The sequence below is a fragment of the Arthrobacter sp. EpRS71 genome, assembly GCF_001512285.1.
In the GTDB taxonomy this organism is placed as follows: domain Bacteria; phylum Actinomycetota; class Actinomycetes; order Actinomycetales; family Micrococcaceae; genus Arthrobacter.
On record NZ_LNUV01000006.1, the window covers coordinates 123,788 to 150,473 of the forward strand.

Genomic DNA, 26,686 nt, shown 5'->3' on the forward strand with positions numbered 1-26,686 from the left:
TACATCGATGTAATGTGAGACCTGCGTCACCCCCGGGCCAACCTTTACCCGAGCGCGGGGACGCGCCGGAGCCGGATTTTGAGCAACACAGCAGTGACCTTTCAGCGGACCCATCCAAAGGAGTGACGGGTGAAGCAGTTTGAATCTTTGACCGGGAAACAGTTGTCCCGGAGACAGTTAATGACAGGATCAGCCCTCCTTGGCGGAGGACTCCTGGCCGCAGGCCTCACCGGCTGCGGAGGAGCGGCGCAGGCCGCCTCCGTGCAGGATATTGATTTTTGGCACCTCCTGTCCGGCGGCGATGGCATCAAGATGCAGGCCATGATCAACGCAGCCAACCAGGCCAACCCCGCATTCAAGGTGCACCCCACAGTGCTCGCCTGGGGCCCGCCGTACTACACCAAACTGGCCATGGCATCGGCAGGAGGACGCCCGCCCGAGGTGGCCATCATGCACGCCAGCCGGGTCCCCGGGTACGCGCCGGGAGGACTCATCGAGCCGTGGGATCTGGATTTGCTGGCGGAAAACGGAGTCACGGCTGCGGATTTTGCCCCCAGGATCTGGGAGAAGAGCCAGCACGACGGCAAGGTCTTCTCCATCGCACTGGACTCCCACCCGTTCGTGATGTTCTACAACACGGACATCGCAGGAAAAGCGGGCGTACTGGCCGGCAACGGTCAGCTCCAGGAGGTGAGCTCGCCGGAAGAGTTCAAAGCCATGGCCTTGGAAATGCAGAAGGTCACCAAGGCCCACGGACTCTCCTTCGGGTACCTCGGCAGCGGTTCGCAAATGTGGCGCCTGTTCTACACCCTTTACAAACAGCACGGTGTTGACATGGAACTGACGCCGGGACAGCCCATGAAGGTGGACCGGGAAGCAGCCATCGAGTCGCTGGAGTTCATGGCCTCACTCTTTGATGACACCATCGCAGCCCAGGCAGGGGATATCAGTACGGGCATCGCGGAGTTCGCCCGCGGCGGATCGGGCATGCTGTTCAGCGGGGTGTGGGAACTGCCCACCATGAAGAAAGCCGGAATCCCCGTTGATGCGGCCACCATTCCCACGCTCTACGGGACACCCGCCTCCTATGCGGACTCGCACTCCTTTGTCCTCCCGCGTCAACTGACGCTGAACGAGGACAAACGCAGGGACGTCTACAAGTTCGTCACCGATGTCCTCAAAGGATCGCTGTCCTGGGCTGAGGCAGGACACATCCCCGGATACCAGCCCGTGGTCCAGTCACAGGCCTACCGCGAACTCACGCCCCAGATTCACTACGCCAACGCGGCGGACATCATCGCCTACGATCCCGAATCCTGGTTCAGCGGTTCGGGCTCGGACTGGCAAACCTACTTCGCGGAGAACGTCCAGAACGTCCTCCTGGGCAGGGACAAGGCAGCTGCAGGATGGGATGCCTTCGAACAACGCACCAACACCCTCCTCTCCCGTCCCAACCCGGTCTAACCGGCCCTTGTACCGAGCGACCCAAGGAGTTCTTGAATGAGTACCTCTACGCTGTCCCGGCCCAGGCCGGAGACCCTCCGCAAACCCGCCAGCCGCACCCGAAGCAACCTGAGCGGCTGGGGATTCGCCGCCCCTTTCCTGTTCTTCTTCCTCGTGTTCCTGGTGTGGCCCATCCTGTACGGCTTCTACATGAGCCTCACGGGCAAGTCCCTCACCGGCGCAAACGACAGCCTGATCGGCTTCGCGAACTATGCCGAAGCCCTGGCCGACGCCGATATGTGGCGTTCCCTGGGCAACACGCTCTACTTCACGGTGATCAGCACAGTCCCCTTGGTCCTCGTCGCGCTGGTCATGGCCGCGTTGCTCAACATCGGGCTTCCGGCCCAGTGGCTGTGGCGCCTGTCCTACTTTGCGCCGTACCTGCTGGCCTCCACGGTGGTCTCCTTGTTCTTCACCTGGATGTACAACCCTCAGCTCGGCCTGATCAATGAGTTCCTGACAGGAATCGGCCTGCCAAGAGTGGCCTGGCTCAACGACCCCAACGTGGCTATGTGGGCAATCGTGATCGCCACGCTCTGGTGGACCGTAGGCTTTAACTTCCTGCTCTACCTGGCAGCCATGCAGAACATCCCGGCCCAGCATTATGAGGCAGCATCCTTGGATGGTGCCGGGGCTTGGCGCCAGTTCTTCTCCATCACCTTGCCGCAGCTCACGCCTACAACGGTGATGATCGTGCTGCTCCAGATCCTGGCTTCGCTGAAGATCTTCGATCAGGTCTATCAGATGACCGCAGGTGGCCCCGGTGGATCCACCCGGCCCGTGGTGCAGTACATCTTCGAAACCGGGTTCACCGGTTACCGGCTGGGTTACTCGGCAGCCATCTCCTACATCTTCTTCGGACTGATCGTGGTCATCTCGGTCATGCAGTTCGTCATCACCCGCCGCAGGAGTGCATAACCATGGCAACCCCTACCCTGACCCGTCCCGCATCACATGCCACCACCGCAGATAGCCTCACGATCCGCCAACCGCGCAAGAAGCTGACGGTCGGCAGGATCGCCGCCATCGCCGTCGCGGCCTTCATCGCCGTGCTGTGGCTGATTCCCTTCGCGTGGGCCACGGCCACCGCCTTCAAGACCGAAACGGATGCCGCGGCCCCGGACGTCACTTGGCTGCCGCCGTCGGGCTTCACACCTGAAGCGTTCGTCAAGGTGTTCCAGGACGGTAACATCCCGCTCTGGACGTGGAACTCGCTCTACACCTCGGCAGCTATCACGGCGATCACGCTGGTGATTTCGGCGCTGGTTGCGTACGCGCTCTCCAGGATCGACTTCAGGGGCAAGAAGGTGTTGATGACGGTGATCATCGCGTCCATCATCATCCCGCCGCCCGTGCTGATCATCCCGCTGTTCTACCAAATGCTGGCGCTGAACCTGATCGATACCTCGTGGGCCATCATCCTGCCGCAGGTCATCCACCCCGCCATGGTGTTCGTTCTGAAGAAGTTCTTCGACCAGATCCCGCGTGAACTCGAGGAAGCGGCTGTGATGGACGGTGCCAGCCGCTTGCGGATCTTCACCCAAATCATCCTGCCGTTGTCCCGGCCCATCCTGGCCGCCGTCGCGATCTTCGTGTTCATCGGTGCGTGGAACAACTTCCTGTGGCCCTTCATCGCCACCAACGACGGCAACCTGCTGACGCTCCCGGTCGGATTGCAGACCATCAAGAGCGCCTACGGCATCCAGTACGCGCAGAACATGGCGTCCGCCCTGCTCGCGGCACTGCCGCTGATCGTCGTTTTCCTGTTCTTCCAGCGCCAGATCATCAAGGGCGTCGCGACGACGGGACTCGCCGGAACCTGACCGGCACCAATTTTCAACAACAGTTTCAGTACACAACCAAGGAGATACATGTCCCGCGCACGCATCACCCTCGACCGCGACTTCACCATTGGCGAGGTACCCCGACGACTCTTCGGCTCCTTCGTGGAGCACATGGGCCGCTGTGTTTACACCGGTATCTACGAACCCGGGCACCCGGAGGCTGACCAGAACGGTTTCCGGCAGGACGTCATGAAGCTCGTGAAGGAACTCGGCGCCACCGTGATCCGGTACCCCGGCGGCAACTTCGTTTCCGGCTACAACTGGGAAGACGGGATTGGCCCCGTGGAAAACCGGCCGCGCCGCCTGGACGGGGCCTGGCACACCGTGGAGACCAACGCCTTTGGCCTGCACGAGTTTGTGGACTGGTCCAAGCAGGCCGGCACGGAAATCATGGAAGCCATCAACCTGGGCACCAGGGGAGTGGACGCTGCCCGCGAGATCGTGGAGTACGCCAACCACCCCGGCGGAACCTACCTGTCAGATCTCCGCGCCAAGAACGGCCATAAGGACCCGTTCAACATCAAGCTCTGGTGCCTGGGCAACGAGCTGGACGGGCCGTGGCAGATCGGACACAAGACCGCCGACGAATACGGCCGGCTGGCGCAGGAAGCCGCCAAGGCCATGCGGTTTGTTGACCCCACGCTGGAGTTGGTGGCCTGCGGCAGTTCCAGCTCTTCGATGCCCACCTTCGGCGCGTGGGAGCAGACCGTCCTCACCCACACCTACGACGAAGTGGACTACGTGTCCCTCCACGCCTACTACCAGGAGCACGACGGCGACGTCGGCAGCTTCCTGGCCTCCGCCGTCGACACCGATTATTTCATTGAGTCAGTGATCGCCACCGCGGATGCCGTCCGGGCCAAAGGCAAGCACAAGAAGCACATCAACCTGTCCTTCGACGAGTGGAACGTTTGGTACCAGCGTGGCCTGGATACTGAGGACCAGCCGCACAACGTGGCCAAGGCCGGATGGCGCGAGCACCCCCGCGTGATCGAGGACAAGTACAACGTGACCGATGCGGTGGTGGTGGGGACTCTGCTCAACTCGCTGCTCCGCCACGGTGACCGCGTCAAGATCGCCAACCAGGCGCAGCTGGTCAACGTGATCGCCCCGATCTTCAGCGAGGAGAACGGCCCGGCCTGGAAGCAGACCATTTTCCACCCGTTCGCGCGGATGGCCGAACTCGCCAAGGGCCAGATCCTGCGACTCTCGGTGGACTCAGACAAGTACTCGAACAGCCGCTTTGGAGACACCGACGTGGTGGACGTCAGCGCTACGTGGAACGAGGAAACGGGCCGGCTGGCTCTGTTCTTCGCCAACCGCGGGCTGGAAGAAGCCGCCGACGTCGAGGTTGCCTTGCGCGGTTTCGACGCCCGCCAAGTGCTCCGCGCCGAAGTCCTGGAGATCCCCGAGGGTGGCGATCGCCTGACCATCAACAGCCAGGATCAGCCGGGCCGCGTGGGCCTGACTGCTCTGGAAGGTGTGAAGGCGACTGGCTCCGAACTCCGCCTGACGCTGCCCGCGTTGTCGTGGGCCGTCGTCGAGCTTGACGTGGTGAAAGGCTAGCCCGCGTACCCAACTGGGTAGCAGATCAGGCCGTTCTGAGCGCTCAGAACGACCTCAACTGCTACCCAGTTGGGTGGACGCACGACGGCGGGGGCTACTTAGACGGCGCAGCCGTCAGGGCCGCAGGCCTCGGCGTCGGAGGCGCCCACCGGGATCAGCGGGTTGGCTTCCTGCCACGCTTGGTTGAGGGCCTCGCTGAACAGTTCTGCGGGCTGGGCGCCGGAGATGCCGTACTTGCGGTCGATAACGAAGAACGGGACGCCGGTGACACCGATGGCGCGGGCCTCGTTGATGTCCATGTTCACGTCATCGGTGAACTTGTCCGTAGTGAAAAGCTCCGACACTTCATCCGCCGGCAATTCGAGGGAGGCACCGAGTTCCGTGAGGTACTCCTTGTTGCCGATGTCCTTGCCATGCTCGAAGTGATCGCTGAGGAGCTGTTCCTTGGCGGCATCCTGCTTGCCGTGCTGCGACGCCAAGTGGATCAGCCGGTGCGCCGTGAAGCTGTTGGCCACCACCACCTTGTCGAAGTGGTAGTCCAGGCCTTCGCCCTTTGCCGTCTCCGTGACGTGGACGAACATCTGCTTGACCTGCTCCGGAGCCATGCCCTTGCGGTTGCTCAGGTAGTCCAGCTCCGTGCCGTCATAGTGCTCCGGGACGGAAGGGTCCAGCTGGTAGCTCTTCCACTCGATGTCCACGGAATCGCGGTGCGGGAACTGTGCCAGGGCGGTCTCAAAACGGCGCTTGCCGATGTAGCACCACGGACACGCGACGTCTGACCAGATCTCAATCTTCATGCCGTTGACAACTCTGTGGGCCGGCAGGGCATTCCTTGCACGGCTGTTATTCTCCTCACCCGTCGCTGCGCTACAGCTCGTATTCCATGACGAAGTCGTGTTCCACGGTGTTGCCGAGCTTGAACGACTTGGTACCAACCCGCTGGAAACCGCTCTTCTCATAGAAGCGGATGGCCTTGGCATTCTCGCTGTTCACGCCCAGCCAGACGCCGGCCGCTCCCTTGTCTGCCGCATGGGCGACGGAGGCCTGCATCAGCCGGGATGCGGCGCCCTTGCCGTGGTGGTCCGGGTGGACGTAGCACTTGCTCAGCTCCGTGGAGGGGAGCGCGGACAGCACGGAAGCGACGTCGGGGTCGCTGGCCGGCTTGGCAACCAAGAGGGTGTACCCGGTCAACTGCCCGTCGTCGTCGAGGACAAGGATGCTGATATTCGCGTCGGCGAGGTATTCCGTGAAATTGGCTTCGCTCAACGTCTTCTCCACGTGCGCCTGGATATCGGCCGGCGAGGAGCCCGGCGGGCAGGCCAGCGGGAAGGTGACGGCGGCAAGCTCGGCGAGCTTTCCGGCGTCGTGCGTTGTTGCGGTGCGGATGGTTGCGGTCATGACGTCCCCCTTGCGAGTTTTTGGCACAGCTAATGCCCCTAAGAACGAATCTTAAGGGCATGAGCTGGACGGAAACTCCTCTTACTCCGCTTTGACCGCCAGCACCGGGCAGTCGGCCTCCAGCAGGATCCGTTGGGAGACGCTGCCCATGATGAGCTTGCCCACCGGGCTGCGGCGGCGAAGGCCAATGACAATCAGGCTGGCGTCATTGTCGTCGGCGGCGTCCAGGACCTCGGCTGCTGCGTCGTGACCGCGGACCGGTTGCTTGATGATGTGCTGGATACCGTGCTCGGCGAGGCGCTCTTCGATGCTCTGAATATCCGGCTCCTGGGCGTACCGGTTATCCACCAGGGCGTCGCCCTTGGACGAGTTGATGACCAGCAGGGTGTCGTTGCTTTTCTTGGCCTCGGCGATGGCTTGCGTCAGTGCCGCTTCGCCTTCAGGTGTGGGGACGTATCCCACCACGATGGTCATGGTTTCTCCTGTTTTTACTGGAAGTGGATGGTTCAGTCGCTGTAGTCTGCAGCGCCCGAGTTGGCGGGGAGCAGGGGCTTCTTGTCCGGTCGGTTGCGGCGGATGAGCTTGTAGATGAACGGCCATGCCAGGATGATCGCCACGATGATGTAGACCACTATCGCGATGGGTTCGCTGAAGAGGCCGGCGGGATCGCCCGCGCTCAACTGCAGCGTCTTGCGGAGCTGGCCTTCGATGCGCGGCCCCAGAATCACGCCGAGGATCAGCGGCAGGACCGGAAGCCCGAAGCGCCGCATCATGAACCCGAGTGCGCCGAGAACCAGCAGGATCACCAGGTCGAACGCCTGCAGGTTGACCGAGTAGGCACCCAAGGTGGCAAAGAACAGGATGCCTGCGTAGAGGTAAGGGCGGGGGAGCTGCAGCAGTTTGGCCCACACCGGTGCCAGGGGCAGGTTGATGAGCAGGAGCAGGAAGTTGCCGATGAACAGGCTGGCGATCAGTGCCCACACCAGGGGACCTTGGCTGGAGAACAGCTGCGGACCGGGCTGGATGCCGTAGGACGTGAAGGCTGCGAGCATGACGGCGGCTGTTGCGTTGGTGGGCAGGCCCAGGGCAAGCATAGGGGTCAGTGTTCCGGCAGCGGCGGCGTTGTTGGCCGCTTCCGGTCCGGCGACACCTTCAATAGCGCCCTTGCCGAATTCCTCCGGGTGCTTGCTGAGCCGCTTCTCCGTGACATAGGAAAGGAAGGTAGGAATCTCCGCGCCACCGGCGGGCAAGGCGCCAAACGGGAAGCCGAAGGCAGTGCCGCGAAGCCAAGGCTTCCAGGAACGTTGCCAGTCCTTCTTGCCCATCCACGGACGGCCAACGGGAATGACGTGCAACGGTGTGCGGCGCAGGTGGGCGGCAACCCAGAGGGCTTCACCCACGGCGAAGATCGCGACCGCCACCACCACGATGTCCAGGCCGTCCACCAGCAGGGGCTGGCCGAAGGTCAGGCGGCGTTGGCCGGTCACCGAGTCGATGCCCACCAAGCCGATAGCCAAACCAAGCGCAAGTGAAGCGAAGCCGCGGAGCCTGGACGAGCCGAGGACGGCAGTGACGGCCAGCAGGGCAAGGACCATGATGGCGAAGTAGCTGGGAGCGCCCAGACTCACGGCGAACTGGACCACAATGGGCGCGAAGACGGCCAGAAGCGCGGTGCCGATGGTGCCGGCGATGAAGGAGCCGATGGCCGCGGTGGCAAGTGCCTGCGCGGCCCTGCCCGCCTTGGCCATCTTGTTGCCTTCGATCGCCGTCACCACCGACGACGATTCGCCCGGAGTATTTAGCAGGATGGACGTGGTGGAACCGCCGAACATGCCGCCGTAGTAGATACCGGCGAACATGATGAACGCGCTGGTGGGCTCCAAAGCGGCAGTCACCGGAAGCAGCAGAGCCACTGTCATGGCCGGGCCCAGGCCCGGAAGGACGCCGACGGCGGTACCCAGGAGGACGCCGATCACGGCGAACAGGAGGTTCATGGGAGTCAGGGCGGTGGCGAAACCGTCCATGAGGGAGGACCAGACGTCCATTAGAGGATTCCTTCCAGGAGCCCGGCAGGCAGTGCGATGCCCAGGCCGAGGTAGAAGCCGTAGAAGGTCGCCAGGGCCAGAGCCACTGAAATGAGGCCGTCCCGAAGGTAGCGGCGGCTGCCCAAGGCCAGGACGCTGCCCCAGAACAGGAGGGTCCCGGAGATCACCCAGCCGGCCCAGTCAATGAGCAGGATGTTCAGGATGAAGGCACCGGCCAAGGGGAGGACGGTCTTCCAATCGGCGGGGTGTGCCAGGTCAACGTCCTCTCCGCCTTCGGCTTCACCCTTGCCGCCCCGGAGGACGTTGATGGCAAGGAGGATGGCGCAAATAATCAGGAGTCCGGAAACAATGAACGGAACAGTCTTCGGACCCACCGGGTCCGACTGGGAGTACGGGGTCACCAGGCCGTTCGCGTCCAGGAAGACCAGGACGCCCACCGCGCCGAGCAGGAGGGCTACCCCCAGCTCGGCGCGGCCTTTAAGGCCTGTGGCTAAGGAGCTCACGCCAACCCGAGCTTGGTGAGGACGTCCGCCACCCGCTTATCCTGGTCAGTCAGGAACGTCTTGAACTCGTCACCGGTGACAAAAGCATCGGACCAGCTGTGGGTCTTGAGGGCTTCCTTCCAACCGGCCGAGGCGTGCATTTTCTCAAGGGCTGCGATCAGGGACTTCTTGTCGTCCTCGCTGATGCCCGGAGGGGCCACAACGCCGCGCCAGTTGGTGAAGACCAGGTCAATGTTGGATTCCTTCAACGTGGGAGCATCCACGCCGTCCAAGCGGTTCTCGCCACTGGTGGCCAGGACCCTGATCTCACCGGACTTGATCTGCTGCAGGTACTCGCCGGCGCCGGAAGCGGCGAAGCCCAGCTTGTTACCGAGGATGGCGGGCAGAAGGTCGCCACCGCCGTCGTAAGAAACAAAGTTGACCTTGGTGGCGTCGATGCCAACAGCGCCAGCCAACTGCATCGGCAGGAGGTGGTCCGGGCCGCCGGGCGAGGAACCGCCGCCTACCGCGATGGAGCCAGGGTTGGCCTTCCACGCCTTCACCAGATCATCAATGGTTTTGTACGGGGAATCCTTGCTGACCATGATGGCGCCCGGTTCCTCGATCAGCTTCGCCAGCGGAGTGGTCTCCGTCAGCTTCGACTCGGACTTGTTGGTGTAGCTCGCCCCAACGACGCCCAGGCCCATGAGCATGGTGAGGTCGCCATTGCCCTTTTCGTTCACGATGCGGGCCAGGCCCACGGTGCCCCCGGCGCCGGCAAGGTTGAATACCTCGGTGTTGGTGGAAATCTTCTCGTCGTCCAGAACCTTGGCGGCTGCCCGTGCGGTGGTGTCGTAGCCGCCGCCGGGAGTGTTGGGAACCATGATCTGGAGACCGGTGATGGGCCCTGCGGCTGCGCCGGAGCTTTCAGAACCGGTGGACTTACCTGTGGCACCGCAGCCGGTGGCCATCAGGGCGATGCCGGCAGCGACGGCGGCGACTCGCAATGCGCGGATCTGGCGCATGGTGTTCCTCTTCTCATCTTTGAAAAATCGGTGCAGGGCGATCAGCGTTGTGCCCCGTTGATTTGATGCTAGGCGGGTGCGTGACAGGGATCACTCTTGTGTTCGCAGTGATCTTTAAGTTCATTGCGTTCACGGGATGTGGCCCTCTGAGCTGGTCTTCTGTGCCTCTGGGGTATAGTTCCGATACGCCACGCAGCGGGCCCCGGTAGCCCGCCCGTCTCCGGCTCCACCCAAAGGAAACCAGCAGTGACACCACTGACTCGTCTGTCTCAAAGAAGAGGCATGTCCCTGGCAGGGCAGTACCTGGTGCTGCAGTTGCTCATTGTCCTGGCCGTCCTGGTGGCTGTGGTTGCCATCTCGCTGGCCCAGTCGGCCGCGGCCTTCGAACGGACAGAGGGGCGCCGGGCATTGTCCGCAGCTGAGGCCCTGGGCAACAACCCCACAGTGCGTGCCCTGCTCCCTTCCGCCGAGCCTCGCGTTGGTTCAGCTCTCCCCGCCGTGGCCGAATCTGTGCGCACGGTTTCCGGATCATCCCACGTGGCCCTCGCCAAGCTTGACGGCACAGTGGTGGCCTCGTCCGATCCCAGTTTCTTGGGCCAGCAACTGCCGCGGGGTGACAGCAGGGTCATGGAAGGCCGGGCGTGGACCGGGGTGTTACCCGGCAGCGGTGGTGCGGTGCTGTCCGCACACGTCCCGGTCCTGGATGATTCCGGAACAATGATCGGCATCGCCTCCATCAGCCGGAACTATCCGTCCACCATCGAGCGCCTGGGTGATGCCGTTCCCAATCTGCTCACCTACCTGGGCGTGGCCAGTGTCCTGGGCGTCGCGGGTTCCCTCCTGTTGTCCCGGCGCGTCAAACGGCAGACCCTGGGCATGGAACCGCGGGAAATCACCGGCCTCGTGGAAAACCGTGAAGCGATGCTGCAAGGCCTGAAGGAAGGAGTGGTCGCCCTGGACCCCCACGAACGCATCACAGTGGCCAACCAAAGCGCCCGGCAACTCCTCGGTCTGCCAGCGGATTGCGTAGGGAAGAAGCTGCGATCCCTCCACGTGGACCCCGCGCTGAACATCGTCCTCACCCGCGACCAAGCCGACCCCGACCAGCTGGTGCTCGTGGGGGAGCGGCTGGTGGTCATGAACCGTGTGGCACTGCGCTCGCACGGCCGCGACATCGGTTCCGTCACAACGCTGAGGGACCGGACCGAGCTGTCCTCCCTTGAGAGCGAACTCGGCGCCACCCGCACCGTCACCGACACCCTGCGGGCCCAAGCCCATGAGTTCGCCAACCAACTCCACGTCATCTCCGGCCTCATCCAAATTGGCGAATACGACTCCGTGGTGCAGTTCGTCAACGGCGCCACCGTGGACCGCACCCGGCTCAACGACGACGTCACCAGCCGCATCCAGGACCCCGCGCTCGCCGCCCTCCTCATCGCGAAAGCCAGCCTGGCCACTGAGCGCGGCGTGGAACTGAAACTGGACCCAGAGTCCGCGCTGCCTCGGGTGGGCGAAGAACTCTCCAGGGACCTCACCACCGTGGTGGGCAACCTGGTGGATAACGCGTTCGACGCCGTTACCGGCTCCGCCGGGGCATCGGTGCGGGTGCTGGTGGTCAACTCGACGGACGGGGTCATGGTCACCGTCCAGGATAATGGTCCAGGCGTGCCTTACGGCTCGACTGAAGACATCTTCCGCCAAGGCTTCTCCACCAAAGACCCGGGACCGGGCGATGCCCGGGGATTTGGGTTGGCGTTGTCGCGGGTGATCTGCCGCCGGTCCGGAGGTGACCTGATGGTGTCCAATGACCAGGGGGCTGTGTTCACTGCACGGTTCAGCAAACACATCTCACATTCCAGCGAAGGGGCTGCGCAGCCGTGATCAAGGTACTGATCGTCGACGACGACTTCATGGTGGCCAAGGTCCACGCCGGATTCATCCAAAGGACACCCGGCTTTGAGGTGGTGGGCGCTGCACACACAGGGGCGCAGGCCCTGGTGGAAACCGAGAGGCTGCAGCCTGACCTTGTGCTGCTGGACATCCACCTTCCGGACGCCAACGGCTTGGACCTCATGCACCAGCTCCGGGACGTGGCCCCCGACCTGGACGTACTGGTGATCAGCGCCGCCCGGGAAGTGGAGACAGTCCGAAAAGCCTTGCGCGGCGGGATCGTGCACTACCTGATCAAGCCGTTCTCCCAAGCAGATCTGCAGGAACGCCTGGAGCACTACCTCAGCGCCTACCAAGGGCTGGATGCTTCCAAGGTGGAGGCCGAACAGTCCGATGTGAACAAGGTCTTTGGGCTGTCTGCTTCCGAGCGGACCCTGCCCAAGGGATGCAGCGTGGAAACCCTCGGACTGGTTGAATCAGCCCTGAAAACAGCGCCGGGGGATCTCTCCGCAGCGGAACTGGCCGAGCAACTCGGCACGTCCCGTGTCAGCGCCCGCCGTTACCTGGAGTACCTCCACGACGAGGGGGCGCTGGAGGTCAGACTCAAGTACGGCGTCGGACGTCCTGAAAGGCGATATGTGCTGAAGGGGCGGTGAGCCCTCAGGCGTGCGGCCACCCAGACCGGGCCGGCACAAAGGCGCACATGTTCCTGCGAAGGACCGCCCGGTTATCAGGAACGCCACCAACCACAGTGCAGTCACGGATGCCGTCGGACCCCGCTCAAAGCGATTCCCTGACCTGGAGCGGTAGAACGCAACCGAGGCTCACCTTCCAGTTTGCCTTCGCTTCGCTGGCTTGAAATGCGCAAGCTAGGGATCATGACGGGTACGGGATCGCGGTCAATGGACGGAAAATGGCCGCGGTCAATTGTCCAAAATGCCTTGGACAGTTCGAGTCATGCCCGTGGGCTTGTGCCAGTTCGCTAGAAGAGATCCCGGATTAGTGCTGTGGCCGCATCCATGCCGTACAGCTTGTTCAAGGTATCCAGAATGTCCTCTGGCGACGACTCTGTACCCATACGCCCTGACCGGCTAGACATGGCCAGGACGGCATGGAGTCCCAAATCCGGCCTCATGGACACCGTATCGAATGCGAACTCCTTTGCACTCACCACCTGAATGCCAGCAGGGATTTTTTCTTCAGGGAAGTCGCGGTAATTTTCTGTCACGATACTGCCAGCGCCGCCCACAACTGCTGCAGCCAGCACATGCTCGTCATCGGGATCAGGCAAACCATAGGTCCCCTCGAGCCCTTCCCAATTCGTTACGACGGAATCTCCGAAGCTGGAGCGCATGCGGTCGACCAAGTGCGAGGCCTTTTCCCGCGCGCCTTCCTCACTGTCACCTCGCTCTACCCGCTTAATCTCTTCGTTTGCCTCGACCTCCATAAGGATGGCCTCGCTAAAAATGAAGCGGTAAGCGCCCTCGAATGCCAGAGATAACAGAAAGTCGCGTTGAGTGCTGGGCCAGAGAACACAGCTGTCAAGGAGGGCAGTGAACATGGTTCCTATGGTGTCATTGCTTGTGCTGTCGGCGGCGCTCCGCCGCTACAGCACGAGCCCTCTTCATCCTGCTAGTTGCTACCTCAGGGTTTTCATCGTCATCTACTCCCAAGGAATCCAGAGCTTCGTATTGCTCCGCCTTTCGGACTTCCTTGAAGGCCAGGACGTCTTCGAGCTTAATGCGCCGGTGAGTACCAGGCTTTTCGAAGGGGATCTTTCCGGCATCGAGGAGGCGAACAAGTGTCGGACGCGTGACGCCCAACAGTTCCGCCGCCTGCTGAGTAGTCAGAGTCATAGAACTGGGGGTGATGGTAATGGCCAGGCCCTTACGCATTGCTTCCACGGTTTTAACGAGTACTTCATAGATTTCGTGGGGGATCTCAACTTGGTCTCCGGCTTCAGCACCGGAGAGAAAGAACTGTGGAGAAGGTCGAGAGCCGTTCTTCTCGGCATGGGCCTCCATGAAGCTGTAGATCTTGCCAGTTTGAGGCGCCTCTGGTGCGAGGAAGGTTTCCTTGGTCGCTGCACTCGTAGCCATGGGTTGCTCGCTATCCGTTTTCTACGAAATTACCGTTTTGTTCGTTTTGACTCATGGTAGTCCCTGAGGTTGAGTGAAGCTAGTCGTCGGGCCAGCGAGCTCTGCTTCGGCGGGACTGAGCGTCCCTGGCTAGATGTACGTCGGGGTTCCAGCGCTCATTGGGCTGGCTTCCACCCCAAGGCCGGCCCCAATTTCCCTGCGATGTCAGTGAGGATCTGCACGTAGTCCTCGTGGTCGAAGCTGAAGGGCAGTGCGAACGCCACCTCGTCCACTTCCTGGAATCCTGCGTGCGAATATAGGTGCTCGGCGATTTCGTCGCTGGTGCCTATGAGATCCCGGGCAAACATCATGCCCTTCGGTCCCTGCGGGGACTGTGTGCGGGGAGTGCGTTCATCAACGTAGCGCTGGTACTTCGCACGCTGGCCGCTGGAAGCAGAATCTGTGGGGATGACTACCAAGCCTTGCGATGCGCGGGCGGTGTTGCCGGCTGCGGCGGCTGCTTCACGGTACGCGCGGATCTGTGATTGCTGGACCTTGGCGAAGTCCGGCTCCTGGTCCTTGTCCGGGAAGATCACGCTGCTGGAGAGCAGGTTGAAGCCGTTTTCTCCGGCCCAGACGGCCGATTTCATGCTGCCCGCCCCGTACCAGAGGCGGCCGCGCAGTCCGGGGGAGTGCGGCTCCACCCGGTTGGAGAATTCCTCCACCACGCCCTGTTTGCCGGAGAAGTCCCGGACCTTGTCGCCAGCGACCAGACGGGCAAAGCGTTCCACGCGGGCGTAGGAGAAGTCCTCTGTTTCTGAGGAATCCGGGTACAGCTCCTGCTTCACGGTGTCGTAGTGCATCGGTTCTCCCACGCTCAGCCCCGGATTGATCCGTCCGCCTGCGAGCAGATCCACGGTGGCCAGGTCTTCGGCCAGCCGCAACGGGTTTTCCCAACCCAGCGGGGTTACCGCGGTTCCGAGCTCAATCCTTGACGTGCGCTGGCTGGCAGCGGCCATGACTGCTACAGGGGAGGAGATTCCGAACTGCAAATGACGGTGCCGGAGCCAGGCACTATCGAACCCCAGCTGCTCACCGAGCTCGATGATCTCCAGCGTGGACCGGTGGCCGGCAGCCGGATCAGCGGCGTCGAACAGGCCGATGGTGAGAAAGCCGAGCTTGTGGAGGGGCTGTTCGGGGCGGGGCATGGACGTCCTTCGGGTTGGGTCGGCAGTTACTGCCCAGAATAGGCGGCGGTACCGGGGGCGACGGCGGGAGGTTACCTTTTGTGATGGGGGCGGGCAAGCTTCGCCCTTTCATAAGGTAGCTAGTTCATTGCTTTAAACCACGTAATGGCACAAGATAGATACATGAACAGCAGAGATGCCATGCGTCGTCTAGGGGAGAATCTGCGAAGCCGACGAATCATCCTCGGCTTGTCGCAGGAACTTGTCGCCGAACGTGCTGACCTTTCACGGCCGACGCTCATGCGCATGGAAACCGGCGAAGGTGGAAAAATCGAACACTTGATGACCGTTGCGTCTGTGCTCGGTGTTGCTGAAGACCTTATTAGTGCTTTGGACCCCCTGAATACAGATCTTGGTAGGGCGCGGGCGCACCTGCTGAGCAGGCAGCGCGCCCCCAGGAGGAACTAATGGCTGCCCGAATCATCAGGCGCGTGGAGGTGCTGGTCAACGAGTCCTTGGCCGGTGTGCTGGACATTGAAACGGACGGGCTTTCTCCTCGCGAGCGCGTCGCGTTCACCTACGCCGACAGCTGGATGTCCGCTGCAGAGGCGTTCGAGGTTTCTCCGGAGCTACCCCTTCGGCGCGGCCCTCAGCGTCCCACCCAAGGCCGCGAGCTGTTCGGGTCCTTTCAGGATGCCTCCCCGGATGACTGGGGCAGAAAGCTGTTGTACGAAGAACTGCGCCAACAGGCTCTCATTGAGGGTGCGGGCCGCATTCCGCCCACGGGCGAAGCGGGCTACCTGTTGTTGGTCAACGATGAGACCAGGCAGGGGGCACTTCGCTTTCGGGAGAACGGAAAATTCCTGTCGTCGTGGGGCCGGGGTGCAGGAATCCGCGACTTGAAGGTGCTCAGCGAAGAGGCCAGACTTTTCGCTGACACAGGCGAGGTCAGGGAGGAGAACTCCTTGCTGATGGGTGCCGGCTCCTCTCCCGGTGGTGCTCAGCCAAAAGCCTGGGTTCGGGACGACGACGGATCCATGCTGCTGGCAAAGTTCCCGAAGACATCGGACGTCGGCAATGTGCAACTGTGGGAAATGGTGGCCATCAGGCTGCAGCAGCGGGCAGGCATCAGGGTCGCCGAGTCACGGCTCATGCCACTTTCGGAATTTTCCCATATCTTCCTCACCCGGCGGTTTGATCGCGACGGTGACCGGCGCATCCCATACATGAGTGTGCGCACGGCTCTCCAACTCGACACGTACTCACACCCTGATTACGTAAAAATCGCCTCGGAAGTGGCACATATCTCTGCAGAACCTGTTCAGGATGCCAACGAGATGTTCAGCAGAGCCGCTCTCATCGCTATGGTCAACAACACCGATGACCACATGAGAAACCACGGGCTCCTGCGAACCAAGAGAGGCTGGCGCCTGTCACCGTCGTTCGACGTGAACCCGGTGCCGCCAGGTACATCAGATACGCCGCTCACCCCACAGGGCGGGCTCTTCGATAGGGACGTTCGGGATCTGGTGGACTTCTCCGATGCTTTTCGGCTGACCAGGGACGCGGCCATTGCTCGGCTGCAGCAGGTCGCCACTGCCGTGTCTCACTGGCGGGACGAGGCCCTCAGCCTGGGAGCTGAACCTGATTCCCTTGCCTGCATGACCAAAGCCTTCGAAGGTGAGAATGCCAAGCGGGTGGCGTCGTTGGCTCCTGCCCCGGCCGTGCTGGACATGGGCGGATCATCCACGATCCACAGATTCCTCTCGCCGTGAGCTCTCCCTAAACCCCTACCGTCTTCAGATAGTTCCGGATCCCGTCCACCACCATCTGGTGGTCTTCATCGGACGCCAGCCCGGATACGGTGATCGCGCCGATCACGCCTGCTCCCCGGACGCGGATGGGGAACGATCCTCCAGCCAAGGTGTAGTCCTCATGCGCAAGCCAGCCACCACCTAAAGGGCTATGACCGCGGGCAGAAAACTGCTCGGACAACAACGCCGTGCTGTGCTCAAAGCGAAGCACGGAAGCAGACTTGCGGCGGATCCACTCCTCTTGGTCTGAGGTGGCTCCCGGCAAAACGCAGCGGAAGAGCACGATGTTGTGGCGGCGGATATCGATTGCCACTCCAAACCCGGACGCGATGGCGTGGTTGGCGATCAGCGAACCAAGCCGCCAGGCGTCGTGGTTGTCGAACGATGCGAAGACCAGCTCCTCTTCCTGCTGGCGGAGTTCAGCGTGCCGCGGTGACTCAGTCATGGTTCATTTTCCTTCCACTGCAGCGTCAGCCTCGTAGCTCAGCCCGATCTGGCGTCGGATCTCATCCATCGCCGCCATGATGGCCACGGTCTCACTCGGCGGCAGGATGGTTCCGGCGGTCTCTCCTGCGCGGATCAGGCGTTCCAGCTCAGCAGCTTGGAACTGCATTCCACGGCTGCCTACGGGCTGGTCATACCGTTCAACAACACTGCCATCAACAGCATGAACCGTGAAAGGAACCGGGTTGTACCAGGTGTGCTCGATGTCGATCCACCCTTCGGTTCCGATCACCATGGCGCGGTTGGCGCTGGCAGCGTCAAGCTCACAATCAACAATCGCCTGGGCGCCGTTGGCGTACTCGAAGATCGCAGCGGTCTGCCGGTCCACTCCGGTGGCAGACGTGGAGGAGCTGGCCCGGATTGAGGCCGGAGTGCCGAGGACATCGAACGCGAAGGAGATGGGGTAGATGCCGAGGTCCAGCAGGGCTCCGCCGCCGAGCGCGGGATCGTTAAGCCGGTGTGCAGGGTCCTGGGGGAGGCTCTGGTTGTGGCTTGCCACCACCTTGCGGACCTCTCCGATGGTGCCGGCAGCGATGATGTCGCGAACGCGGATCATGTGCGGGAGGAACCGGGTCCACATCGCTTCCAGCGCGACGAGGCCCTTGGACTCGGCCAGATCCACGATGTCCTGCGCTTCGCTGGCGTTCATGGTGAACGATTTCTCCACCAGCACGTGCTTGCCGGCGTTCAACGCCAGCACTGCGTTGGCGTGATGGAAGGGGTGCGGCGTGGCGATGTACACCACGTCAATCAACGGGTCAGCTACCAGATCCTCATAGCTGCCGTGCGCTGTGGCTATGCCGTACTGATCGGCGAACCCCTTGCTCGAGTCCAGCGAACGGGACCCCACGGCCTGCACCGTAAAGCCGTTCTCCTTCAGGTCTTTCGTTTGGAGCCCGGCGATAAAACCGGTGCCGAGGATTCCCCAGCGGATTGTTCCATCGGAGGTGCCATTACTGAGCGTCACGTGCTTAGTCCTTTGTTGAGCCAGAAATTGGGTACGCCACAAACGCAAAGCGCACGGAATCCGGCGACCAGCTGTTGACGTTGAGGGTACCTTGGCCGCCGAAAAGTGGCCATGTATGGAGGGGAGTGGTCCAGTCCTCGGTCGAAACAAGGACGACGTCCACAGGCAAGTCCGCGGGGTGGCCTTCCGTACCGCTGGGGAACTGGATGTACGTGGCGTAGCGGCCATCGGGGGAAAGGTGCGGGAACCAGTCGACGGTATCGGACTCGAGGAGCCGCTCGAACCCGCTGCCATCCACCTGTACCCGGGCCAGCTGGGCGTGGCCGGGAGCCTTCGTGAAGGACTCGGTGTTCAGGTAAAGCCACTTCCCATCGGGGGAGTACTCCGGCCCGTCGCGGTGGCCTGAACCGACATCAACAACGCGGGCGGTAGCGCCGCCGTCGGACGCTATGGTCATCAGACGACCCGGCTGCGTAAAGTCGCCCGCCTCGATGCCCACATAGGCCAGTTCCTTGCCGTCCGGGCTGACGCCGTGGAGGAAGTGGAAAGAGCCGTCCTCGTCCGTGATCCTGGTGGCTTGGCCACCGGAAAGCGCGGCACGGTAGATGTGGCCGTCGTTGGCGGAGAGGAAGACGGTGGTGCCATCTGGTGCCAGGACGTGGTCGTTGTTCAGGTCCGGGACGCCCGTGAGGAGAACTTCCGCGGGTTCACCGCCGGAAACGTCCAGCCTCCACAACTTTCCGTCCCCGTTGAGGATCAGTGAGCTCCCGTCGAGGGTCCAGTTCGGTGCTTCCAGCAGCACGTCGTCGGTGGAATACACCAAGGTGGATTCACCGGAGACCGATGCGATCCGCACCTCGCAGCGCTGACCTGGTTGAAGGGTGCGGATCACGTCGGCTGGTCCTAGTCCTTGCTGCTGAAGGCGGCGTCGAAGGAGGTCTGCGAGGCGGGGAAGTCGAACTTCTTCAGCGCCGCCAGGGCCTCGGGGGCGCCGTGGAGGCGGTCCATGCCGGCGTCTTCCCATTCGATGCTGATGGGTCCGTTGTAGCCGATGGCGGTGAGGGCCCGGAAGGAGGATTCCCACGGCACGTCGCCGCGCCCGGCGGAGACGAAGTCCCAGCCGCGGCGGGGATCGCCCCAGGGCAGGTGGGAGCCCATCACGGTGTTGCGGCCGGTCTGTCGGACCTTGGTGTCCTTGCAGTCCACGTGGTAGATCCGGTCCTTGAAATCCCAGATGAAGGACACGGGATCGATGCCCTGCCACATGAAGTGGGAGGGGTCCCAGTTCAGTCCGAAGGCCTCGCGGTGGCCGATCGCTTCGAGGGTGCGGACGGTGGTCCAGTAGTCGTAGGCGATTTCGGAGGGGTGGACTTCGTGGGCGAAGCGGACACCGCACTCGTCGAAGACGTCCAGGATGGGGTTCCAGCGGTCGGCAAAGTCCTGGTATCCGGCGTCGATGACTTTCTCGGGGACGGGCGGGAACATGGCGACGTATTGCCAGATGGAGGATCCGGTGAACCCCACCACGGTGTCCACGCCGAGCGCTTTGGCGAGGCGTGCGGTGTGTTTCATTTCTTCGGCGGCGCGTTGGCGGACGCCTTCGGGGTCGCCGTCGCCCCAGACTTTGGAGCCGACGATCGCTTCGTGGCGGAAGTCGATGGGGTCATCGCAGACGGCTTGGCCTTTGAGGTGGTTGGAGATGGCCCAGACCTTCAGGTTGTACTTTTCCAACACTGCGAGTTTGGACTCGACGTAGCCGGGTTCGTCCCAGCGCCAGGCGTCCAGGTGGTCTCCGGAGACGGCGATTTCCAGGCCGTCGTAGCCCCAGCCCGAGGCAAGGCGCGCGACTTCCTCGAACGGGAGGTCGGCCCACTGGCCGGTGAACAGGGTGTACGGGCGGGGCATGTCAGGCTCCTTCAATAGTGGTTGCGTTGAGCTGGATCAGTGAGTTTTTGGCGGCGGCGGACTCTTCAACCGCTGCGAGGATGTGCTGGACGTTCAGGCCGTCCTCGAACGACGGCGACGGCGCCTCACCTGCGGCGATCGCGGTGAGGAAGTCCCGGATTTGGTGCGTAAAGGTGTGCTCCCAGCCAATGATGTGACCCTGCGGCCACCATGCTTCGAGGTAGGGGTGTTCGGGCTCGTTGACCAGGATCCGCCGGAAGCCCTGTTCGCGGACGGGCACGGTGGCGTCCAGGAAGCCGAGCTCGTTCAGGGCTTCAAGGTCAAAGAGGATGGTGCCTTTATCGCCGTAGATTTCGAGCTTGAGGGAGTTCTTCCGGCCCGTCGCCACGCGGGAAACCTCTACTGAGGCGATTGCTCCGGAGGCGAGGGTCAGCGTGGCCCAAGCGGCGTCGTCGACCGTTACATCTTCGAGCCCGCTAGCGGAACCATTAGTGCCGGGGCGGCGGTCCACGAACGTGTGCAGGCGGCCGGACACCTCGGTGACGGCATCGTCCAAGAGGAAGAGGACCTGGTCGATGGCGTGGGAGGCGATGTCGCCGAGTGCGCCGGAGCCGGCGGTTTCCTTGCGGAGGCGCCACGTCATAGGGGACTCGGCGTCGGAGAGCCAGTCCTGGAGGTAGGCGGCGCGGACGTGCCGGACCGTGCCGAGCCGCCCTTCGGCGATGAGTTCCCGGGCAAGTGCCAGGGCGGGGACGCGGCGATAGTTGAAGCCGATCATGGACTGCACGCCGTTGGCCCGGGCGGTGGCGGCCGCGGCCGCCATCAACTCGGCCTCACCCAGGGTGTTGGCCAGCGGCTTCTCCACGAGTACGTGCTTGCCCGCCTCGAGGGCGGCGATGGCGATTTCGGCGTGCATCCAGCCCGGCGCGCAGATATCGACGATGTGAATATCGTCCCGTTCAATCACCGAACGCCAGTCAGTGGCGGACTCGGCCCAGCCGTACTTGGCTGCGGCCTCTGCCACTTGGGTGGCGTCCCGGCCAACGAGCACTTTCTGCTCGAAGGCCGGGACGTCGAAGAAACTGGCCACGTTCCGCCACGCATTCGAATGGGCCTTACCCATGAAGGCGTAGCCAATGGCGGCCACGCCGAGTGGTTGACGCGTCTGGGCAGGCGTGTGGTCGGATGGGTGGGCGGGGGTGGTCATGGTGTGGTTCCTCGCAGTTCGCTTCAGTTACTAGAGTGTTGCTGTTTCCGGTGCCCAGTCCTCAGGGACGGCCGCCGAAGCAGGTGCGTTGCTGATGACATCCACGAACGTGCCCGATTCCACGGATTCAGCGATCGAGACCATGCTGTCCAGCACGTGGTAGGCGAGATCGCCCGTGGCCCGGTGTGCGGTGCCGGCACGCAAGGCGCGGGCCATGTCCAACACCCCCAGGCCGCGGCCGTTGGCCGGCCCGGTGGCAGGGATGATCTCGGGTTCTTCCGCGCCCGGACGCCACAGCTTCAACTCGCCGTCGAAGTAGTTCGGGTCCGGCAATGACAGCGTAGCCTCCGAGCCCGTGATCTCCACGAAGCCCATCCGCAGGCGCGGCGACTCGAAGCTGAACACGCTGTGCGAGGACTGGCCGCCCTCGAACTGCGCCATCGCGGACACATGCGTGGGGACCTCGACGGCGAATTCCTCGCCGGCCTTGGGCCCGGAACCGATCACGCGGGTCGCCTTGGCAGAGGAGCCAACGGCGGCCACCTTGCGGATGGAGCCGAAGGTCTGGACCAGTGCGGTGAGGTAGTACGGGCCCATGTCGAACAGCGGACCGGCGCCGTGCTGGAACAGGAACGCCGGGTTCGGGTGCCAGGACTCGGGGCCGGGCGTCTGGAACGTGGTCATACCGGTCAACGGGGTGCCGATGTCCCCACGTTCGATGATCCGGCGGGCCGTCTGAAGGCCCGCACCCAGGAACGTGTCCGGGGCGGTGCCCAGGCGGATACCGGCGGCGTCTGCTGCCTTGAGCAGGCCAAGTCCGGACTCGCGGTCCAGTGAGAAGGGCTTCTCAGTCCACACGTGCTTGCCCGCGTTCACCGCAGCGGTGGCCACCTCGACGTGCGCTGCCGGGATGGTCAGGTTCACGATGATTTCGACGTCGGGATGATTCAGTGCCAGCTCGGGCGCACCGAACTCCGGGATCCCGTATTCCTTGGCCCGTGCTTCGGCGGCCTCGACGAAGAGGTCCGCGATCACCAGGACCTTCAGGTCGGGGAAAACCGTGAGGTTGTCCAGGTACTGCTTGCTGATGTTGCCCGCGCCGATGACGGCTACACCGACGGGACCTTTGCGGGTGGAGGGAGCGAAGCTCATGCCTTGGCCTCCTGGGAAACGGCGCTTTCTGCTGCTTCGGCGCTGGCCGCGGCGGTCAGGTAGTTCAGGCTTTCGGTGATGCCCTGGAAGATGTCTCCGGAGTAGTCGTCGAATTCCACCACGCCAACCTCCAAGGACTTGGCAGCTGCGATGACATCCAGCACAGGAATGGTGCCTTGGCCGGCGGGCTGCTGGGCCTTGGTATCGGTGTTCCCCGGGCCGTCCTTGATGTGGATGAGTTTCACGCGGTCGCCGAGGCGGGCCAGGAGTTCCACGGGATCCTGGCCGCCAACGGCCACCCAGTACGTGTCCACTTCGAGGACGAGTTCCGGATCCAGCAGTCCTTCGAAGTATTCCAGGGCGGTCTTGCCCTCGATGGTGGACTCCAGCTCCCAGGCATGGTTGTGGTAACCCACGCGGATGCCGTACTCAGCGCCTTTCTTGGCTGCGGCGTTGAGCTTGGCTGCCGTGGCATGGATGGTTTCGGCGTCCTGCCAATGCTCGGCCGGGAGGAAGGGATCGATCACGGTGGTGATGCCCAGTTCCTTGGCGGCCGCGAAGATCTCGTCCTGATCCTGCGTCAACAGGGGTGCGTGGCCGGAAGGCGCGGTCAGTCCGTTTTCCTTTAACGCCGCGCCCAGCTCGGAAGCGGTGGCCACGAAGTTGTACGGCTCAACCTGTGTAAAGCCGATCTCGGCCACCTTCTTGATGGTTCCAGGCAGGTCCTCCTGGATGGCGTTCCTGAGGGTGTACAGCTGGAGTGAATACGACATTGGGTTCCTTTTCGGGAGTGGGTGTTTCCGGGAATTCAGGGACTTGGCGCCAGTCTAGTTAGCGCCCGGCGAGGGAGCCACCGATTCCGCCGACGCTGAAGTACTTGTTCAGTGCGGCGAAGACGATGATCGGCGGAAGCATCATCACCACGGCCAGGGCCATCACGGATGTCCAGTCGGTGGCGTTCTGTTGGAAGAACGATTGGACGCCCATGGGAAGGGTGAAGATCTCGTTGGATCGAAGGAACACGATGGCTACCAGGTAGTCGTTCCACGCCAGCAGGAAGGCGAAGATGGCGGTGGAGAGGATGCCTGGCAGTGAGTTCCGGAGCACCACTTTGGTGAAGGACCCGAACACCGAGCAGCCATCAATCCAAGATGCTTCTTCGAGGCTGATGGGGATGGAATCGAAATAGGCGGCCATCATCCAGGTGGCCACGGTCATGGTGGAGCCGACGTAGATGATGGTGATGCCCAGCAGGTTGTCCACCAGGCCCATGCCTGCGAAGAGGATGAACAGTGGGACCACTGAGGTGATGATGGGCAGGGACTGCATGACGAACAGCAGCAGGGAGTAGCCGGAGACTGCTTTGGACCGGCCACGGGAGAGGACGTATCCGGCGGGTGCGGCCACGGCGACGGAGACCACCACGGTGGAGAGCGTGGTGACCAGGCTGTTCTGCAGCCAGGTCGCGGCGAGCGTCCCATTGAAAACGTTGGCAAGGTTCTCGAACGTGAACCCGGTGGCCGTACTGTTCACACCGGGAGTGAAGGCCAGCACCACGGTCACCATGATGGGGACCAGGACGATCACGGTGATGGCCAGGATCAGGGCGAACCGCCACCAGCGTCCGCGCATGCCGGCTTCGGAGAGGACGCGGCGGGTCTTGCCGGTGTCGGTGATGCCGAGGGCCGGGCCGGATTCGGGGTGGGCGTGGAGTACAGCGCTCATTATTCGACGCTCGACTTTCGGATCTGGCGGTACAGGATGACGGAGATGACTACCAGGGTCATGGTCATGAGGAAGGCGATGGCCACACCGGGGCCGGTGGCGAAGTCCTGGAAGACGGTGCGGTAGGCAAGGACCACCAGGGAGGTGGTGGCGCTGACGGGGCCGCCGCCAGTGAGCAGGTAAATGGTGGGGAAATCGTTGACGCAGAAGATCGTCATGAGGATCCAGCTGATGTAGGTGGAGCGGGCGATCAGCGGGAGGGTGATCTGGGTGAACTGCTGCCAGGGGCTGGCACCGTCCATGCTGGCCGCTTCGTAGACAGTGGTGTCCACCGAGGCCAGGGCCGCGGAGATCATCATCATCATGAAGGGGAAGGACACCCAGACCTTGAACACCATCACGGTGATGGAGGCCAGGGTGGGATCTGCCAGGAACAGCGGGGTCCCCAAGCCGAGGCCCCGGAAGATCGAGGGGATCAGGCTGTCAGGGGTTGCCACCAGCCAGTTCCAGGCCGTGGAGGAGACCACGATCGGCACAACCCACGGCAGGAGCAGCAGGACTTTGAAGGTGTTCCCTGCGGGGATCTTGGTCCTCAGCAACAGGGCGAGCCCCAGGCCCACCAGCCACGAGCCGAACACGCCAACAATGGTGAACCAGAGGGTGAACTGTGCTGCTTTCCAGAACGCGGGCGAGGACAGGACGTTGGCGAAGTTCTCGCCGCCTACGAAGTTTCCGGTCTGGAGCAGGTCGCCGTCGTGGGTGGCTTGTACTGCGGCGTGGATCAGCGGGTAGCCGTGGATCAGGACGAGCAGGACTACGGAGGGAATCAGGAGCCAGAAGAAGGTGCGCGTGGTTTGCGCGCTGAGCTTGCTCTTACGTCTTCCCGGGGAGGCCCCCGATCCGCCGGGGGCGAGCCCCCGGCGGGCCCGGGACAGGCCTGATGGTGCGGTGGTGGATGTCATGGCCGGTCCCGTTCTACTTCTTCAGGACCGATTCGAGGCCGGACTGGAAGGCCTGCAGTGCGCTCTTGGCATCTGCTGCCTGGCCGGTGAGGATCGACTGGCTGAACTGGTTCAGTGCCTGGCCGCCGTCCAATGCTGCGAGGTTGGCGTTGAGGGTGCTGCCCTGGGATGCGAAGGTCTTGGCGATGGGCTGCCAGTCCTTGACGATCTTCACGTTGTTGGGATCGTCGGCGAATTCAGGAATTTCGGTGATCGACTTGAACACCGGAAGCGCGGACATGAGCTTCTGCTTCCACAGTTCCTTAAGCTGACCCAAGTAGTAGACCAGGAACTCTTCGGAAGCTTCCTGCGAGGGGGTGTTCTTGTACATCATGATGTTGTTCGGGAACACGATGGTGGCCTTGTCGCCATGCGGGCCGGTGATGGGGTCGGCCACCAGCAGGTCACCTGAGGTGTCGCCTACACGTTGCGGAACGTTGACCTGGAAGAGGCCGAATCCAGCCTTGCCGTCCTTCCACTGCGCGGACATGTTGTCCGTGGTGTAACTGACGGCGGCGGGATCCACGATGCCGTTGGATACCAGTTCGCGGACAAACTCAATCGCCTCCACGTTGCGGTCGTTGAGCAGGTCCAGCTCGCCGTCCTTGTTCCAAACGCCGCCGCCGTTGTTGACCATCATCATGATCATGGAGTGGTTGCCGTAGTTGTTGCCCGAGCCGGCACCGGTGGCGAAGCCGAACGCGCCCACCTTCTTCAGGGCCTTGCCGGCCTCAAGGAGGGACGGCCAGTCCGTGGGGAGTGAGACTCCGGCCTTCTCGAACAGGGACTTGCGGTACCAGAACACGCGCATGTCCAGCTGCCACGGCACGGCGACGTAACCCTTGTCTGACTTGAACGGATCCAGCACGCCGGGAAGGAAATCGTCGAACTGGCCGTTGGACTTCAGCTTCTCAATGACCTTGTCCGCGTACGCGATCTGGCCCTGCTGCTCAAACTGGAAGGCCTGGAAGCCGCCACCGGTGGATACTGCCGGGCCGGTCTTGGACGCGATGGCCGAGGAGAAGGTTTGGTAGAAGTTGTTCCACTGGATGATCTGGTAGTTGGCCTTGGCGTTGTTGGCACCTGCGAAGCCTTCAGCGATCTTCTTGGCGGAGTCGTTGTATGCGGGCGTTGCCCAGGGCATGTCCCAGAACTTGACGGTCCCACCGGCGCCGCCGCCTCCTCCGCCCTGGGTGGCTGAGCCGCCGCCGCAGGCGGCCAATAGCGGCACTGAAGCCGCCGCCGCGGTCAGGCCGAGGAAACCGCGGCGGGAGAAGGAACGGGAGGCTGCGGACTGAACATTCATAGTGATTCCTTTCGGGACAGGCAACGCTGCGAAGCGTTTTTCAGAGCCGGTCCAGCTCAACTTTGAGTAGGGCAATGCGTAGTGAAT

27 protein-coding genes are annotated in these 26,686 nt (G+C 62.8%); 8 read left to right on the plus strand and 19 right to left on the minus strand.

Annotation, left to right across the window (positions count from 1 at the left end; all coding sequences use genetic code 11):
• Window positions 1-129 precede the first annotated feature (129 nt).
• Genes AR689_RS10720 through arfA form a run of 4 tightly spaced genes read left to right on the plus strand, consistent with a single transcriptional unit; the run spans window position 130 to window position 4,913 of the window.
• Window positions 130-1,464, plus strand: coding sequence for an extracellular solute-binding protein (locus tag AR689_RS10720; protein ID WP_062070002.1), 1,335 nt, complete (start codon window positions 130-132; stop codon window positions 1,462-1,464).
• A gap of 36 nt (window positions 1,465-1,500) precedes the next feature.
• Entirely contained in the window at window positions 1,501-2,421 is a 921-nt protein-coding gene (locus AR689_RS10725) for a carbohydrate ABC transporter permease (RefSeq protein WP_062070004.1), read from the plus strand.
• A 2-nt stretch (window positions 2,422-2,423) separates the two neighbouring features.
• On the plus strand, window positions 2,424-3,326 hold the full coding sequence (locus AR689_RS10730) for a carbohydrate ABC transporter permease (RefSeq protein ID WP_062070006.1): 903 nt from the start codon (window positions 2,424-2,426) through the stop codon (window positions 3,324-3,326).
• Window positions 3,327-3,374: 48 nt separating this feature from the next.
• The gene (gene arfA / locus AR689_RS10735; protein ID WP_062070008.1) at window positions 3,375-4,913 is read left to right on the plus strand and encodes an arabinosylfuranosidase ArfA; all 1,539 of its coding nucleotides are present in this window, start codon (window positions 3,375-3,377) and stop codon (window positions 4,911-4,913) included.
• A gap of 98 nt (window positions 4,914-5,011) precedes the next feature.
• On the opposite strand, the gene AR689_RS10740 is transcribed toward arfA, so the two are convergent.
• The 6 genes from AR689_RS10740 to AR689_RS10765 all read right to left on the minus strand — a co-directional run bounded on the left by AR689_RS10740 (window position 5,012) and on the right by AR689_RS10765 (window position 9,863).
• Window positions 5,012-5,710: a DsbA family oxidoreductase gene (locus tag AR689_RS10740; protein ID WP_062070011.1), complete on the minus strand. Its 699-nt coding sequence runs from the start codon at window positions 5,708-5,710 to the stop codon at window positions 5,012-5,014.
• Between the two features lie 70 nt (window positions 5,711-5,780).
• A complete protein-coding gene (locus AR689_RS10745; RefSeq protein ID WP_062070013.1) occupies window positions 5,781-6,311 on the minus strand; it encodes a GNAT family N-acetyltransferase in 531 nt (176 codons plus the stop codon).
• A gap of 81 nt (window positions 6,312-6,392) precedes the next feature.
• Complete coding sequence (locus AR689_RS10750) at window positions 6,393-6,785, minus strand: universal stress protein (RefSeq protein ID WP_062070015.1); 393 nt, start codon at window positions 6,783-6,785, stop codon at window positions 6,393-6,395.
• Between the two features lie 32 nt (window positions 6,786-6,817).
• A complete protein-coding gene (locus AR689_RS10755) occupies window positions 6,818-8,356 on the minus strand; it encodes a tripartite tricarboxylate transporter permease (RefSeq protein ID WP_062070017.1) in 1,539 nt (512 codons plus the stop codon).
• Window positions 8,356-8,859 (minus strand): tripartite tricarboxylate transporter TctB family protein, encoded by a 504-nt coding sequence (locus tag AR689_RS10760; protein WP_062070019.1) that lies wholly within the window; start codon window positions 8,857-8,859, stop codon window positions 8,356-8,358. Before AR689_RS10760 ends, AR689_RS10755 begins: the two co-directional genes overlap by 1 nt.
• Window positions 8,856-9,863, minus strand: coding sequence for a Bug family tripartite tricarboxylate transporter substrate binding protein (locus AR689_RS10765; RefSeq protein WP_062070021.1), 1,008 nt, complete (start codon window positions 9,861-9,863; stop codon window positions 8,856-8,858). The genes AR689_RS10760 and AR689_RS10765 overlap by 4 nt, the downstream gene beginning before the upstream one ends.
• Before the next feature lie 282 nt (window positions 9,864-10,145).
• Here AR689_RS10765 and AR689_RS10770 point away from each other — a divergent pair, with 282 nt between their 5' ends.
• Window positions 10,146-11,744 carry a sensor histidine kinase gene (locus AR689_RS10770; RefSeq protein WP_062070023.1) on the plus strand — a complete coding sequence of 533 codons (1,599 nt, stop codon included), beginning with the start codon at window positions 10,146-10,148 and terminating at the stop codon, window positions 11,742-11,744.
• Window positions 11,741-12,409, plus strand: a complete 669-nt coding sequence (locus tag AR689_RS10775) for a response regulator (protein ID WP_062070025.1) — start codon at window positions 11,741-11,743, stop codon at window positions 12,407-12,409. Before AR689_RS10770 ends, AR689_RS10775 begins: the two co-directional genes overlap by 4 nt.
• A gap of 326 nt (window positions 12,410-12,735) precedes the next feature.
• On the opposite strand, the gene AR689_RS10780 is transcribed toward AR689_RS10775, so the two are convergent.
• The 3 genes from AR689_RS10780 to AR689_RS10790 form a co-directional block, all read right to left on the minus strand.
• Window positions 12,736-13,314 (minus strand): PIN domain-containing protein, encoded by a 579-nt coding sequence (locus AR689_RS10780; protein ID WP_062070027.1) that lies wholly within the window; start codon window positions 13,312-13,314, stop codon window positions 12,736-12,738.
• 13 nt (window positions 13,315-13,327) lie between these two features.
• Window positions 13,328-13,852 (minus strand): helix-turn-helix domain-containing protein, encoded by a 525-nt coding sequence (locus AR689_RS10785; RefSeq protein WP_062070029.1) that lies wholly within the window; start codon window positions 13,850-13,852, stop codon window positions 13,328-13,330.
• A gap of 155 nt (window positions 13,853-14,007) precedes the next feature.
• Window positions 14,008-15,039 carry an LLM class flavin-dependent oxidoreductase gene (locus AR689_RS10790; protein ID WP_062070031.1) on the minus strand — a complete coding sequence of 344 codons (1,032 nt, stop codon included), beginning with the start codon at window positions 15,037-15,039 and terminating at the stop codon, window positions 14,008-14,010.
• A gap of 162 nt (window positions 15,040-15,201) precedes the next feature.
• Between AR689_RS10790 and AR689_RS10795 the strand changes: the two genes are divergently transcribed.
• Window positions 15,202-15,486, plus strand: a complete 285-nt coding sequence (locus AR689_RS10795; protein ID WP_043805776.1) for a helix-turn-helix domain-containing protein — start codon at window positions 15,202-15,204, stop codon at window positions 15,484-15,486.
• Window positions 15,486-16,793, plus strand: a complete 1,308-nt coding sequence (locus AR689_RS10800; RefSeq protein ID WP_062070033.1) for a type II toxin-antitoxin system HipA family toxin — start codon at window positions 15,486-15,488, stop codon at window positions 16,791-16,793. Before AR689_RS10795 ends, AR689_RS10800 begins: the two co-directional genes overlap by 1 nt.
• A 7-nt stretch (window positions 16,794-16,800) precedes the next feature.
• On the opposite strand, the gene AR689_RS10805 is transcribed toward AR689_RS10800, so the two are convergent.
• The 10 genes from AR689_RS10805 to AR689_RS10850 are packed head-to-tail and all read right to left on the minus strand — an operon-like array spanning window position 16,801 to window position 26,599.
• Complete coding sequence (locus AR689_RS10805; RefSeq protein ID WP_062070035.1) at window positions 16,801-17,277, minus strand: heme-degrading domain-containing protein; 477 nt, start codon at window positions 17,275-17,277, stop codon at window positions 16,801-16,803.
• A 3-nt stretch (window positions 17,278-17,280) separates the two neighbouring features.
• Window positions 17,281-18,303, minus strand: a complete 1,023-nt coding sequence (locus AR689_RS10810; RefSeq protein ID WP_062070037.1) for a Gfo/Idh/MocA family protein — start codon at window positions 18,301-18,303, stop codon at window positions 17,281-17,283.
• A gap of 4 nt (window positions 18,304-18,307) precedes the next feature.
• Window positions 18,308-19,195 carry a TolB family protein gene (locus tag AR689_RS23305; protein ID WP_062070039.1) on the minus strand — a complete coding sequence of 296 codons (888 nt, stop codon included), beginning with the start codon at window positions 19,193-19,195 and terminating at the stop codon, window positions 18,308-18,310.
• 11 nt (window positions 19,196-19,206) lie between these two features.
• Complete coding sequence (locus AR689_RS10820) at window positions 19,207-20,208, minus strand: sugar phosphate isomerase/epimerase family protein (RefSeq protein WP_062070041.1); 1,002 nt, start codon at window positions 20,206-20,208, stop codon at window positions 19,207-19,209.
• 1 nt (window position 20,209) lies between these two features.
• Window positions 20,210-21,415 (minus strand): Gfo/Idh/MocA family protein, encoded by a 1,206-nt coding sequence (locus AR689_RS10825; protein ID WP_062070043.1) that lies wholly within the window; start codon window positions 21,413-21,415, stop codon window positions 20,210-20,212.
• A gap of 30 nt (window positions 21,416-21,445) precedes the next feature.
• On the minus strand, window positions 21,446-22,567 hold the full coding sequence (locus AR689_RS10830; protein WP_062070044.1) for a Gfo/Idh/MocA family protein: 1,122 nt from the start codon (window positions 22,565-22,567) through the stop codon (window positions 21,446-21,448).
• The gene (locus tag AR689_RS10835) at window positions 22,564-23,340 is read right to left on the minus strand and encodes a sugar phosphate isomerase/epimerase family protein (protein WP_062070047.1); all 777 of its coding nucleotides are present in this window, start codon (window positions 23,338-23,340) and stop codon (window positions 22,564-22,566) included. The genes AR689_RS10830 and AR689_RS10835 overlap by 4 nt, the downstream gene beginning before the upstream one ends.
• Before the next feature lie 58 nt (window positions 23,341-23,398).
• The gene (locus AR689_RS10840) at window positions 23,399-24,292 is read right to left on the minus strand and encodes a carbohydrate ABC transporter permease (protein ID WP_062070049.1); all 894 of its coding nucleotides are present in this window, start codon (window positions 24,290-24,292) and stop codon (window positions 23,399-23,401) included.
• On the minus strand, window positions 24,292-25,254 hold the full coding sequence (locus tag AR689_RS10845) for a carbohydrate ABC transporter permease (protein ID WP_062070051.1): 963 nt from the start codon (window positions 25,252-25,254) through the stop codon (window positions 24,292-24,294). The genes AR689_RS10840 and AR689_RS10845 overlap by 1 nt, the downstream gene beginning before the upstream one ends.
• A 13-nt stretch (window positions 25,255-25,267) precedes the next feature.
• On the minus strand, window positions 25,268-26,599 hold the full coding sequence (locus tag AR689_RS10850; protein ID WP_062070053.1) for an ABC transporter substrate-binding protein: 1,332 nt from the start codon (window positions 26,597-26,599) through the stop codon (window positions 25,268-25,270).
• Between the last annotated feature and the right edge of the window lie 87 nt (window positions 26,600-26,686).